The sequence below is a fragment of the Micrococcus sp. iso_239 genome (genome assembly GCF_056173395.1).
In genome coordinates this window covers 1,817,690-1,830,158 of sequence record NZ_CM149672.1, presented here as the reverse complement: position 1 = coordinate 1,830,158, position 12,469 = coordinate 1,817,690, and the positions used below count along the sequence as shown (strand labels likewise).

Sequence of the window (12,469 nt, the reverse complement as noted above, 5' to 3'; positions counted from 1 at the left end):
GCGCCGACGACACGGTCGGCGCCGCCCCCGTGGCGCCTGGGCTAGGCTGGCCCGGTGACGAACCAGATTGAGATCGGCCGCGGCAAGCGCGGCCGCCGGGCCTTCTCCCTCGACGACGTGTCCGTGGTGCCCGCGCGGCGCACCCGGGATCCCCAGGACGTCAGCCTCACGTGGCGCATCGACGCCTACACGTTCGACATGCCCGTGATCGGTGCGCCCATGGACTCCGTGATGAGTCCGGAGACCGCCATCGCGATGGGGCGGCTGGGCGGTCTCGGCGTCCTCAACCTCGAGGGCCTGTGGACCCGCCACGAGGATCCGCGCCCGCTGCTCGAGGAGATCGCCGCCCTGGAGGCCGGCCCGGCCGGGACCGAGGCCACCCGCAAGCTGCAGGAGGCCTACGCGGCCCCCATCCGCCCCGATCTGATCACCGAGCGCCTCGCACAGATCCGCGAGGCCGGCGTCGTCGTCGCGGGCTCGCTGACCCCGCAGAACACGCAGGAGTTCTACCGCACCGTCGTGGCGGCGGGCGTGGACCTGTTCGTCATCCGCGGCACCACCGTCTCGGCCGAGCACGTCTCCTCCACCCAGGAGCCGCTGGACCTCAAGCAGTTCATCTACGAGCTGGACGTGCCCGTGATCGTGGGCGGGGCGGCCGGCTACACGCCGGCCCTGCACCTGATGCGCACCGGCGCGGCCGGTGTGCTCGTCGGCTTCGGCGGCGGCGCGTCCACCACCACGCGCCGCGCCATGGGCATCCGCGTGCCGATGGCCACGGCCATCTCGGACATCGCCGAGGCGCGCCGCGACTACATGGACGAGTCCGGCGGCCGCTACGTGCACGTGATCGCCGACGGCGGCGTCTCCACCTCGGGGGAGATCGTCAAGGCGATCGCCATGGGTGCGGACGCCGTCGTCCTGGGCGCCGCCCTGGCCCGCGCCACCGACGCCCCCGGCGGCGGCTGGCACTGGGGCCTCGAGGCCGCCCACCCGGAGCTGCCGCGCGGGCACCGCACCCACGTGGGCCAGGTGGCTCCGCTCGAGGAGGTCCTGTGGGGGCCCGGCCGCCACGCGGACGGCACGTCCAACCTGATGGGCGGCCTGAAGCGCGCCATGGCCACCTGCGGCTACACCGAGCTCAAGGACTTCCAGAAGGTGGAGGTCCTCGTGACCCCCACCCAGACCGTCTGATCCCCGCCGCCCCGAGGCGGCACCCCGACCGGAAGAGTTGATACGGCGTGCTGCGCACCGCCCTCAAGCCCGTCTGGCTGGCCACCCTGGTGCTGGCCCTCGTGGCGGCCGCGGTCTTCGTGGCGCTGTCCAAGTGGCAGTTCGAGTCCGCGGAGACGAACGCGCCGCCGCCGCGCACCCAGACCGAGAACGCCGTGCCGTTCCTGGAGCACGTGCGCCCCTACGAGGCCCTGCTGGGCTCGCAGGCCGACCAGGTGGTCACGGTCGAGGGGGAGTTCGTGCCCGGCACGGACGTCCTGGTCGGCCCGCGCCTGCTGAACGGCCGCGACGGCTACTGGACGGTCACGGCCCTGCGGGTGGCCGGCGCCCCGGACGGCGAGGTCGTCCCGGTGGTCCGCGGCTGGTCGGCCGACGCCGACGTCGTGGACCCCGCGCCCGCCGGGCAGGTCACCGTCACCGGGCGCCTGCTGCCCCCGGACGGGCCGCTGCCGCGTGAGGCCGCGGCCGAGGACACCGCCGACCGGCTCCTGTACCGCAGCCTGGCCCCGGCCCAGCTGGTGAACGTGTGGGACGAGCCGTCCTACGCGGCGTTCGTGGCGGCGTTCGAGATGGTCGACGCCGCGGGCGCCGAGACGGGCGCGGCCGGCCCCGGCGGGCTCGAGCCGGTGTGGGTGGCCCCGCAGCCGGAGGAGACCCAGATCATCTGGCTCAACGTCTTCTACGCCGTGGAGTGGATGCTCTTCGCCGGCTTCGCCCTGTTCCTGTGGTGGCGGTTCGTCCGCGACGACCACGTCCGGGACGAGCACGAGCGCCGGCTCGACGAGGAGTGGGCCGCACAGTGGCGCGCCGAGGAGCTCGAGCGGCGTCGGGCGGCCGCGCGCGAGGCCAAGGAGCGGGCCTTCGCGGCGCAGGCCGCGGCGCACCCACGCCAGGACCACGACGACGACGGGGCCGCGCGCCCCGACCCCCGCGACCCGGGCCCCCGTGGGCCCCGAGAGGAGCAGAGCCGATGAGCACCCAGCACCCCGGCCCCCAGCCGGTGGACCCGGCCAGCCTGCCGGATCCCGAGGACATCACGGAGGCCGACCTGCCCGAGCCGCCCCCGCGGCCGGGCCGGGAGCAGCGCCGTTTCGCCGGCACCCAGCAGCAGATCCGCTCCGCCACCCGCCTCTACGTGGTGTGCGCGTGGATCACCGGCATCATGCTCCTGCTGCTCGTGGCGGAGATGGTGCTGAAGTACGGCATGCACGTGGAGCTCTACGCGGGGGGCACCACCCTGGACGGGGACGCCAACGGCCTGGGGCTGCACCCCACGGACAGCGTGACCGGGGGAGTGAACCTGTCCCTGTTCATCCTCATCGCCCACGGCTGGATGTACGTGGTGTACCTGCTCGCCTCGTTCCGCCTGTGGTCCCTGATGCGCTGGGAGCCGCTGCGCCTGCTGGCGATGGCCGGCGGCGGCGTCGTGCCGTTCCTGTCCTTCGTGGTGGAGAAGCGCATGACCCGCGTGGTCCGGGACGAGCTGCACCGCTTCCCGGACGCCGCGCGGCGCTACTGAGCGCCTCGACTATCCTGGACGGGTGACGCAGAACGCCCCCCACCCCGACACCCCCACCCCGCTCAGCGACGTGATGCCCACGGTGCTGGTGCTGGACTACGGCGCCCAGTATGCGCAGCTCATCGCGCGTCGTGTGCGCGAGGCCAACGTCTACTCCGAGGTCGTGCCCGCCTCCACCCCGGCGGCGCAGATCCTGGAGCGCGAGCCCGCGGCGCTGATCCTCTCGGGCGGGCCGTCGTCGGTGTACGAGCCCGGCGCCCCGCAGCTGGATCCGGCGCTGCTCGAGGCCGGGGTGCCCGTGCTGGGCCTGTGCTATGGCTTCCAGTCGATCGCGCACGCCCTCGGCGGCACCGTGGCCAAGACCGGCACCCGGGAGTACGGCTCAACCCGCCTGGACTCGGTGGATGCCGACTCCGTGCTGTTCGCGGACCAGGACCTCGAGCAGGTCGTGTGGATGTCCCACGGCGACGCCGTGACGCAGGCGCCCGAGGGCTTCGCCGTGACGGCCTCCACCGCGGGCGCCCCCGTCGCCGCGTTCGAGGACCGCGAGCGCCGCATCTACGGCGTGCAGTGGCATCCCGAGGTGGGCCACTCCTCCCGCGGCCAGCGGGTGCTCGAGCAGTTCCTGCACGTGGGTGCGGGCCTGGGCGCGGACTGGACGGCCAGCGGCGTGATCGAGGAGCAGGTCGAGCGCATCCGTGAGCAGATCGGGGACAAGCGGGCCATCTGCGGCCTGTCCGGCGGCGTGGACTCCGCCGTGGCCGCGGCCCTCGTGCAGCGCGCCATCGGCGACCGCCTCACCTGCGTCTACGTGGACCACGGCCTCATGCGCGAGGGTGAGTCCGCCGAGATCGAGCAGGCCTTCGGCGAGGCCCACGGCGGCGCCCGCCTCGTGATGGTGGACGCGCGCGAGGACTTCCTGTCCGCGCTGGCCGGCGTCACCGACCCCGAGACCAAGCGCAAGATCATCGGCGAGCGGTTCATCCGCACCTTCGAGAAGGCGCAGGCGGACATCGTCCTCGAGTCCGAGCACGACCCGGACGCCACCGAGGTCCGCTTCCTCGTGCAGGGCACGCTCTACCCGGACGTCGTCGAGTCCGGCGGCGGGGACGGGGCGGCCAACATCAAGTCCCACCACAACGTGGGCGGCCTGCCGGACGACATCGAGTTCGAGCTGTGCGAGCCGCTGCGCGAGCTGTTCAAGGACGAGGTCCGCGCCGTGGGCGCCGAGCTCGGCCTGCCCGAGGGCATCGTGCACCGCCAGCCGTTCCCGGGTCCGGGTCTGGGCATCCGCATCATCGGCGAGGTCACCCAGGAGCGCCTGGACCTGCTGCGCCGCGCGGACGCGATCGTGCGCGCCGAGCTCACCGCGGCCGGGCTGGACCGCCAGATCTGGCAGTGCCCGGTGGTGCTGCTCGCGGACGTGCGCTCCGTGGGCGTGCAGGGTGACGGCCGCACCTACGGCCACCCGGTCGTCCTGCGCCCCGTCACCAGCGAGGACGCCATGACGGCGGACTGGGCGCGGATCCCGGACGACGTCCTGTCCCGCATCTCGAACCGCATCACGAACGAGGTCGACGGCGTCAACCGCGTCGTGCTCGACGTGACCAGCAAGCCGCCGGGCACCATCGAGTGGGAGTGAGCGGCGCGTCCGGCGCCGCATCCGGCCGCCCCTGACCGGGGCGGCCGTCCGCACGAAGACCGCCTGGACCCAGGCGACGGAGGAAGGACCGCACGCACGTGACCGAGCAGGAGTTCCCGCGCCTGGCCCGCGCCCGCGCCGCCGCACGCCCCGACGAGGGGCAGACCCGCCCCGACCCGGCCGCCTGGGTGTCCTCTCTGGGCTCGGGCGCCGAGAACGACACGATGCTGCGGTTCGCGCCCTCGGCGGCCAACAGCATCGACCTCACGGAGGCGAACTCCTCCGGCGTCTCGCAGCTGCTGCTGGGGCGGCGCACCCGTCTGTCCACCCTGCTGCCGGCCGGCCCGGAGCTGGACGCGGCGCACGAGGTGTCCCTCGGCCTGCGCGCCAAGGTCCGCGAGCTGGCGGAGGAGCGCGGCATCGACGTCGGCGCGCTCGCCGTGGGCGTGGCCACGTGGACGGCCGAGGAGGACGGCCGGCGGGAGCGCCGCTCCGCCCCCGTGCTGCTGGCCCGCGTGGCCCTGACGGTGCGCCGCGGCGCCCGGGGCCGGGACGAGCTGGAGGTCCAGATCACCGAGCCGGCCCGCCTGAACCCGGCGCTCGTGCGGAACCTGCGCCGGCACCACGGCATCGCCCTGGACCCCGAGGCGTACCAGCAGGCCGCCTACGCCACGGCGCGTCTCGAGCCCGCCCCCGCGTTCGCCCGCCTGCGCGAGGAGACCGCCGCGATCGCGGACCTGCACGTCGAGGACTGCCTGCTCGTCTCCACGTTCGCGGACCTCGGGGAGACCGCCTCGCTGCCCGCCTCCCTCGAGGATCTGCCCGTCGTGCAGGCCCTGTACGACGCCAGCACCGGCATGGTGCCGCGCCCGGCGGCGCTGCAGCCCACGGGCGCGCCCGCGGAGGACGACGTCGCCCCGGCGGACGAGCGCCTCGTCGTCGACGTCGACGCCGCCCAGGCCCGCGTGCTCGAGCACGCCGCGGCGGGGGAGTCCCTCGTGGTGGCGGCCGCCCCCGGCACCGGGCAGACCCAGACCGCCGCCGCCCTGGCCGCACGCCTGGCCTGGGAGGGCCGGCGCGTGCTGGTCGTGGCCGAGCGCTCCGCCGCCCTGGCCGACGTGCTCGACCGCCTCGAGGAGGCGGACCTGCGCTCGATCGCGCTCGATGTGCCCGCCAACGCGGACCCCGAGCTGCTCCGCCGCCAGCTCGTGCAGGCCGTCCTGCGCTCCGAGCGGGCCGTGGACCCCGACACCGCCCGGGACGAGGCCGCGCTGACCGAACGGCGGCGCCGGCTGCAGGAGCACGTCGGCTCGCTGCACCACGTCCGCCCCCGCTGGGGCTGCTCGCCGTTCCAGGCGATGCAGGCCCTGGCCGCCCTGACCGGGCTCGAGACGCCGCCGGCCACCACCGTGCGCCTCAAGCGCTCCGTGCTGGACTCCACCGTGAACCGGCAGGCCGTGGGCGAGCAGCTCGTGCGCGCCGGTGAGCTCGGCGCCTTCTCGGCCGCCGCCACCGAGAGCCGTTGGTTCGGTGCGCGCGTGCGCAACGTGCAGGAGACCGAGGCCGCCTCGGAGCTGGCCGACGAGCTGGCGGCCGCCCTGCACACCACCCGGCGTGCCGTGGACACCGCCGCCGCCCAGGCCGGCCTGCGCCCCGAGCGCACGGTGGCCGGCTGGGCGGAGCAGGCGGACCTCTACCGCCGTGTGGCCCGCACCCTCACCGAGTTCACCCCGGAGGTGTTCTCCCTCGACGTGCCCCAGCTGGTCGCGGCGACCGCCACCAGCTCGTGGCGGCGCCTCCACCTGGTCGAGATGTCCTCGGTGGCCCGGTCCCGCCTGCGCCGCGCGGCGAAGGACGCGGTCCGCCCGGGCGTGCAGCCCACCGACCTGCACGGCGCCCTCGTGGACGCCGCCGCCGTCCTGGAGGACTGGAACCGCCACGCCGCCGAGCCGGGCACTCCCCCGCAGGTGCCGGACCAGGGCGAGCACGTGATGGGCCACGTCGGCCAGGTGCGCGAGCACCTGCGCCGGCTCGAGGGCGTCCTCGCCCCGGAGGCCGTGGCCGAGGGGCCGCTGGACGAGCGCGACGTGGACGACCTCGTGGCCGCCGTCGACGGGCTCGTGGCGGACCGCGACACCCTGGCCACGCTGCCCGAGCGCACCCTCGTGCTGGACAGCCTGCGCGACCACGGCCTGGCGGAGCTGCTCGAGGACCTGCGCGAGCGGGAAGTGCCCACCGAGGCCCTGACCGCCGAGCTCGAACTGGCGTGGTGGCAGTCCGCGCTCGAGGCGATGATCTCCGGGGACGACTTCCTCGCCATGATGAGCGGCACGGACCTGACCGAGGTCGAGCGCGGGTTCCGCGACCTGGACCGCGCCCATCTCGAGCGCGGCGGCGCCCGGCTCTCCGCCGCGCTGGCCGCGCGCTGGCGGGAGGCACTGCGCACCTATCGCGCGGACGCGGCCGTGCTGCGCACCCTGCTCAAGCAGGGCAGCCCCACGGTCGAGTCCCTGGCCACGATCACCCCCGAGCTCCTGCAGCCGCTCGTGCCGGTGGTCACCACCTCGCCCATGGCCCTGTCCGATTTCCCCCCGGAGTGGCGCGCCGACGTCGTCGTGCTGCTGGAGGCCGACGCGACCGCCCTGGCCACCGCGATGGGCGCGCTCACCCGCGCCCCCCAGGTGGTGGCCCTCGGCGACCCGGTGATCGGGCGCCCGCAGTCGTTCCAGGTGTCCGTGGACCCGACGGCGACCGCCGGGCCCCTGCGCCCGCTGCGCTCGGCCCACGACGCGCTGGACGAGGTGCTGCCCACCCTGCCGCTGCGCACCGTGCACCGTCCCCTCGAGCGGCGCCTCGTGCGCCTGCTCTCCGCGCTCGCCTATGACGGCGCCCTGGACGCGCTGCCCACCGCGGGTGAGGCCACCGGCCGGGATCGCGCCGTCACGGCCGAGTACCTGCCCGAGGGCACCGGCATCCCGATGACCGGCGGCGACGTGGTCGAGTCCACGAACGCCGAGGTCGCCCGCACCGTGGAGCGCGTGTTCGAGCACATCCGCGACCGGCCCGAGCAGTCCCTGGCCGTGGTCACGGTGTCCGAGCAGCACGCCCGCCGCGTGGCCGCCGCCGTGCAGGCCACGGCCGCGCAGGCGCCGTGGGCCCACGAGTTCCTCGCCCGCGGCCGCGGCGAGGACGCCGCCGAGGCCGAACCGTTCGTGATCGTGCCGGTCGTGCGCGCCGCCTCCGTGACGCGCGACGCCGTGATCCTCACCCCCGGCTACGGCCGCACCCCGCACGGCCGCGTGGTGCACCACTTCGGCGCCTTCTCCGACCCGGACGGCGAGCGCATGGTCACGGTCGCGCTCACCCGCGCCCGCCGGCGCCTGCACCTCGTCTCCGCGCTGCGCGCCGCGGACCTGGACGAGGACCGGCTCGACGGCGGCGCCCTCTGGTTCCTGCGGCTGCTCGAGGCCTACCTGGGCGACGACGCCGCGGACCCGGTGGGCATGGTGGGCGACCCGCTGCTGGCCGATCTGCGCGACCGGCTCGAGGAGCACGGCGCCCGCGTCCTGCCCCGCTACGCCGGCGTCATGGACCTGGCCGTGCTCGATCCGCGCGCGGACGAGGCGCCCCGTCCGCTGGCCCTGGCCGGCGACGGCGGCGAGGTGTACCGCGCCCTCACGGTGCGGCAGCGCTCGCGGACCCTGCCCGAGGGGCTCGAGGCCCGCGGCTGGGAGCCCCGGACCCTGTGGGCGATCGACGTGTTCGCGGACCCGGAGTCCGTGGCCCGCGAACTGGCCGACCGGCTGGGCGTGGAGCCGACGGACGAGACGGACGAGACCGACGACGATGTCCGCTGACGGCGCGCCGCGCCGCCGCGGCCCGCGCCGGGCGGACGCCCCGGGCACCGGGCCGGCAGCCGCCGACGGCCGCGAACCGCGCCTGCCCGGGATGCCCCGGCTGACCGGCCAGGCCGGGACGTCGCCGGCGACCACGCCGACCGGGAACGCGGCCGGGGTCGAGACCGGTGCGGCCGAGGCCGAGCGCGATCGCTGGCTGCGCGAGCAGCGCCCGCCCCACTGGGGCTGAGCCGGCCCGATCCGGCCGGGTCAGTCCGCGGCGGCGGAGGCCGGGGACGACGTCGAGGACGTCGAGGACCCGGCGGCCGAGTCCGAGGTCGAGCCGCCGGACGAGCCGGTGCCCCCGGTGCCAGAGCGCGAGTCGGTCCGGTAGAACCCGGAGCCCTTGAAGCTCACGCCGACCGAGCCGTACTGCTTGCGCAGGACGCCGCCGCACGCGGGGCACTCGGTGAGGGCGTCGTCGGTGAAGGCCTGGACGACGTCGAAGGCGTGGCCGCAGTCCTTGCAGCGGTAGGCGTAGGTGGGCATGCTCAGCTCCAGCTCGCTCGGGGCGCGCCGGGGCGCGCGGTTCTGGGGGGATCCGACCCCCGATGCTACTCCGCGCCGCGGGCCGGGCTCAGACCCAGCGCAGCCCGGCCGCGGTGACGACGCCGTCCACGGGCCGGTCCGTGGGCTCGGCGGGGATGGCGCCCGCCGGCAGCAGCTCGTCCTCGAACACGAGGGCCACGGTCGGCACGCTCCGCGGCAGCTCGGCGAGGAAGCGGTCGTAGTAGCCCCCGCCCTGGCCCAGGCGCATCCCGTCCTCGGCCACCGCGAGCGCCGGCATGACCACCGCGGTCGCCGCCGCCAGCGCGTCGGTCCCGAGTCGTTCGCCCACGGGCTCGTCCACGGGGGCGTTCGCCGCGCGCGCCGTTGCGACGTCCGGGTGCCACGGAGCCCAGCTCAGGCGGCGTTCCGGCTCGATCACGGGGACGAGCACCCGCGCCCCCGCGGCCAGCAGGCGGGTGCGCAGCCCACCGGTGTCCGGCTCGGTGGCCATCGGCAGCACGGTGGCCACCACCGGGGCGGTCCCGTCCGCGGTCGCCGCGGCCACGCGCGGACCCAGCCACGCCCACAGGTGCTCGACGGCGTCCGCGGACTCGGCGGCGCGGCGTGCGGGGGAGCGGTCGCGGCGGGCGGTGCGCAGGCGCGCACGCAGGGCGGCCTTGGCGTCCACGACGTCGTCGACGCCGGCGACGGGGCCCGTGGCGGCGGGCTCGGGCACGGGAGGGGGAGTGCGCATGTCCCCATGATGCCCGCCGCACCGGTGCCGCGCCCGGCCGCGCATAGGATCGACGCCATGTCCTGGCAGCGTTCCCCCTGGCCCGTGACCCTGCGGCACGGCACCCTCGCCCTACGGCCGCTGCGGCGGCGGGACCGGGAGGCGTGGGAGGAGCAGCGGGCGCACAACCGGGAGTGGCTGACGCCGTGGGACGCGACGAGCCCCGTGCCGGGCGCGGGCCCGGCGTCGTTCGGGCAGATGGTCCGCTGGCACGGCCGGCAGGGCCGGGACGGCAGCGCCTACACGTGGGGCATGGTCCTCGACGACGACCGCCCGGACCGGGACCGCCTGGTGGGGCTGCTGTCCCTGGGCGGGATCCAGTACGGCTCGGTGCTCTCCGGCTCGATCGGCTACTGGATCGACCGTCGCCAGGCCGGCCGGGGGCTGACGCCGACGGCTGTGGCCATGGCGACGGACTGGGCGTTCCGCAGCGCCGGCCTGCACCGGGTCGAGGTCAACATCCGCCCGGAGAACGCGGCCAGCCTGCGGGTCGTGGCGAAGCTCGGCCTGCGCGACGAGGGCCTGCGGCGCGCGTACCTGCACGTGGACGGCGCCTGGCGGGACCACCGGACGTTCGCGGTGACCGCCGAGGAGGTCCCCGACGGCCTGCTGGCCCGGTGGCTGGCCTCCCGGCCGCGCCCCTGAGCGGTCGACGGGACACGCCGAGTGCGGACACGCCCCGATGGCCGGACCGGTCCGCCCCCGGCGCTAGGCTGACCGCATGGACGAGACCACCGCGCCGACGAGGGCCGTGCAGGCCGCGCTCGACGCGCTGGCCGACGCCCGGGTGAGCGCGTCGCTGGTCATCGTGGCCCTCGTGGCCTTCCTGGCCTGGCGGCTCGTGCTGCGCCGCCATCGTCTCGCGTCCGCCCCCGCCCGCCCGTCGATGCCGAGGTCCTTCATGCACCGCCTGCAGAGCTCGCCCGCCGTCCGTGCCCTGACCGCCCGGTTCTCGGGCCCCATGAGCGCCGCCGCCGACGCGGCGCGCGCCGCCCGCGGCCGGACCGGCCTGCACATCCGGTGGGGGCGCACGGCGCTGTTCCTCGCCGCCCTCGTGGCCCTGCTCGTGTTCCTCGCGGCCGGTCTCGCCGCGGCGTTCGGCGCGGGCACGCTGTCCCTGGCCGGCTGGTCGCTCCTGTTCGCCGTGGCCGGGCTGGCCCGACTGCGGGCCCTCGCGGTCCGCGACCGCACCCGTCGCGCCCGGCCCGCCGCCGTCGTCGTCCCGGAGCGCCCCGCCGCCCCGGCGGCCGAGGAGCGGCAGGCCCCGCCCGCGGACCCCGAGCGGGACCGCCGCGTGCTGGAGACCGTGCTGGCCTTCGAGACCGAGGCGCCGCGCCCGGCCGCCGCACCCGCCGCACCCCGGGTCGAGCCCGTGGTGGTGACCGCCTCCGCCGCCGCCCCCGCAGCGGACCGTGCGGTGACCATCCCCACGGTGCCGCGCCCCACCTACCTGGACGCCCCGGAGATGGCCCGCCCCCTGCCGGCGCCGCTCGAGACCCCCGCCCCCACCGGCGCGGACACCCGGCCCCAGGACGCCGCGGGCACGGCGGACGATCAGATCAGCGCCGCCGCCGAGCAGGACATCGCCGCCCTGGACCTGGACAACGTCCTGGCGCGGCGCCGGGCCTGCTGAGCCCCGCCGGGCGGCCGCGCCCGTGAGCATCGACCGAGCCGCCGCGCGCCAGGCCGTCCGCGCGTCGGGTGAGCGCTGGCTGCGCACCCGAGCCGACGCCCTGCACCTGCAGCGGGGACGTCGGCTCGCGCGCGTCCTGGACCTGGACGTGATGACCGGACGCGCGGGCGACGCCCGCGTGCGCTCCCGCACCCTCGTCCTCGCCCGCGACCCCCGGCACCCCGCCGCCCCTGCCGCGGCGTGCCCGCCCGTCCTGGGCGAGCGCGGGATCCTGGAGGACGGCACCCTGTGGTGGTGGGCCTCCGCCGACCCCGCCCTGCCGGGCCTCACGCTGACCGCCGACCCGGACGCGCTCGCGGCCCTGCTCGGCACGGCGCCGGGCCGGGCCCGCCTCACGTGGCGCGGCTACCGGCCGCGGGACCGGGCGGTCCTGGCAGTCGAGGCGACCGGCGACGACGGCGTCGTGGCCCGCACGTTCCTGAAGGTGCTCCCGCCCGCGCGCGCCGCACGGGTCGCCCGGCGCATGGCCGCGGCGGGGGCGGCCGGGGTGCCGGTGCCCGCCGTCCTCGCGGCGCCGGAGCGCGGGGTGCTCCCGCTCGCGAGCGTGCCGGGCCTGCCCTGGCGGGCGCTGCTGGCCGGGCCCGAGGCCGCCGCACTCGACCCCGCGCGGGTCGCCGCGCTGCTGGACCGGCTGCCGCCGGTGCCCGAGGAGCCCCCCGGCCCGGCGGGCCCCCCGGCCGGGGCGGCCGGGGGCGCCGACGCGGATGACGGCGGACCCGCCGTCCTGCTCGAGCACGCCACGTGGGCCGCCGTCGTGCTGGACCCCGAGGCCCAGGACGAGGCCGCCGCCCGGGCGGACCGGATCCGCGCGGCGCTCGCGGCCGGGGACCCCGGCCCGCGCGTGCCCGTGCACGGCGACCTGCACCCGGGGAACCTGCACGTGGACGCCGCGGGGGAGCGGATCACCGGCGTGCTGGACGCCGACGACCTGGGCAAGGGGCACCGCGTGGACGACTGGGCCGTCCTGATCGCCCATCTCGAGGCGGGCGCCGTGGACCTCGGTGCCGGCGGCGCCGCGCTGCGCGCCGTGGCCGCACGGTTCCGGCGCCACGCCCGCAGCGAGGTCGACGAGGTGGCGCTGGCGGCCCGCGTCGCGACCGTGCTCGCCGGCCTCGCGGCGCAGCCGACCGCGCCCCGCGCCGTGCGGTCCGCCCGCCGGGCCGCCGCCGACGCCGCCCTGGCCCGCGTCGGCCTCTGAGCTGCGACG

Annotated in this window: 11 protein-coding genes; 9 read left to right on the top strand and 2 right to left on the bottom strand. The window is 76.9% G+C overall.

The window, feature by feature from the left end; genetic code table 11:
- Nucleotides 1-54 precede the first annotated feature (54 nt).
- The 6 genes from AC0VX2_RS08460 (at nucleotide 55) to AC0VX2_RS08435 (ending at nucleotide 8,477) form a co-directional block, all read left to right on the top strand.
- Nucleotides 55-1,191, top strand: a complete 1,137-nt coding sequence (locus tag AC0VX2_RS08460; RefSeq protein ID WP_002857600.1) for a GuaB3 family IMP dehydrogenase-related protein — start codon at nucleotides 55-57, stop codon at nucleotides 1,189-1,191.
- A 47-nt stretch (nucleotides 1,192-1,238) separates the two neighbouring features.
- Entirely contained in the window at nucleotides 1,239-2,204 is a 966-nt protein-coding gene (locus AC0VX2_RS08455; RefSeq protein ID WP_036384661.1) for an SURF1 family protein, read from the top strand.
- The gene (locus AC0VX2_RS08450; RefSeq protein ID WP_010080440.1) at nucleotides 2,201-2,749 is read left to right on the top strand and encodes a DUF3817 domain-containing protein; all 549 of its coding nucleotides are present in this window, start codon (nucleotides 2,201-2,203) and stop codon (nucleotides 2,747-2,749) included. Before AC0VX2_RS08455 ends, AC0VX2_RS08450 begins: the two co-directional genes overlap by 4 nt.
- Nucleotides 2,750-2,771: 22 nt before the next feature.
- Nucleotides 2,772-4,391, top strand: a complete 1,620-nt coding sequence (gene guaA / locus AC0VX2_RS08445; protein WP_158530772.1) for a glutamine-hydrolyzing GMP synthase — start codon at nucleotides 2,772-2,774, stop codon at nucleotides 4,389-4,391.
- Nucleotides 4,392-4,489: 98 nt separating this feature from the next.
- The gene (locus AC0VX2_RS08440) at nucleotides 4,490-8,248 is read left to right on the top strand and encodes a DUF4011 domain-containing protein (protein WP_221845118.1); all 3,759 of its coding nucleotides are present in this window, start codon (nucleotides 4,490-4,492) and stop codon (nucleotides 8,246-8,248) included.
- Nucleotides 8,238-8,477 carry a hypothetical protein gene (locus AC0VX2_RS08435; RefSeq protein WP_069941280.1) on the top strand — a complete coding sequence of 80 codons (240 nt, stop codon included), beginning with the start codon at nucleotides 8,238-8,240 and terminating at the stop codon, nucleotides 8,475-8,477. The genes AC0VX2_RS08440 and AC0VX2_RS08435 overlap by 11 nt, the downstream gene beginning before the upstream one ends.
- Before the next feature lie 20 nt (nucleotides 8,478-8,497).
- On the opposite strand, the gene AC0VX2_RS08430 is transcribed toward AC0VX2_RS08435, so the two are convergent.
- On the bottom strand, nucleotides 8,498-8,776 hold the full coding sequence (locus tag AC0VX2_RS08430) for an FmdB family zinc ribbon protein (RefSeq protein ID WP_044659459.1): 279 nt from the start codon (nucleotides 8,774-8,776) through the stop codon (nucleotides 8,498-8,500).
- Between the two features lie 88 nt (nucleotides 8,777-8,864).
- Entirely contained in the window at nucleotides 8,865-9,530 is a 666-nt protein-coding gene (locus AC0VX2_RS08425) for a 5-formyltetrahydrofolate cyclo-ligase (RefSeq protein WP_233490681.1), read from the bottom strand.
- A gap of 57 nt (nucleotides 9,531-9,587) precedes the next feature.
- Between AC0VX2_RS08425 and AC0VX2_RS08420 the strand changes: the two genes are divergently transcribed.
- The 3 genes from AC0VX2_RS08420 (at nucleotide 9,588) to AC0VX2_RS08410 (ending at nucleotide 12,460) form a co-directional block, all read left to right on the top strand.
- Nucleotides 9,588-10,214 carry a GNAT family N-acetyltransferase gene (locus AC0VX2_RS08420; protein WP_100059236.1) on the top strand — a complete coding sequence of 209 codons (627 nt, stop codon included), beginning with the start codon at nucleotides 9,588-9,590 and terminating at the stop codon, nucleotides 10,212-10,214.
- A gap of 76 nt (nucleotides 10,215-10,290) precedes the next feature.
- Nucleotides 10,291-11,202, top strand: a complete 912-nt coding sequence (locus AC0VX2_RS08415; RefSeq protein WP_145015312.1) for a hypothetical protein — start codon at nucleotides 10,291-10,293, stop codon at nucleotides 11,200-11,202.
- Between the two features lie 22 nt (nucleotides 11,203-11,224).
- A complete protein-coding gene (locus AC0VX2_RS08410; RefSeq protein ID WP_145015311.1) occupies nucleotides 11,225-12,460 on the top strand; it encodes a phosphotransferase in 1,236 nt (411 codons plus the stop codon).
- Nucleotides 12,461-12,469 lie beyond the last annotated feature (9 nt).

Coding starts and splice junctions, on each gene's coding strand:
- AC0VX2_RS08450 (WP_010080440.1), top strand. CDS start 2,201: ATGAGCACCCAGCACCCCGGCCCCCAGCCGGTGGACCCGGCCAGCCTG.
- AC0VX2_RS08435 (WP_069941280.1), top strand. CDS start 8,238: ATGTCCGCTGACGGCGCGCCGCGCCGCCGCGGCCCGCGCCGGGCGGAC.
- AC0VX2_RS08430 (WP_044659459.1), bottom strand. CDS start 8,776: ATGCCCACCTACGCCTACCGCTGCAAGGACTGCGGCCACGCCTTCGAC.
- AC0VX2_RS08425 (WP_233490681.1), bottom strand. CDS start 9,530: ATGCGCACTCCCCCTCCCGTGCCCGAGCCCGCCGCCACGGGCCCCGTC.
- AC0VX2_RS08420 (WP_100059236.1), top strand. CDS start 9,588: ATGTCCTGGCAGCGTTCCCCCTGGCCCGTGACCCTGCGGCACGGCACC.
- AC0VX2_RS08415 (WP_145015312.1), top strand. CDS start 10,291: ATGGACGAGACCACCGCGCCGACGAGGGCCGTGCAGGCCGCGCTCGAC.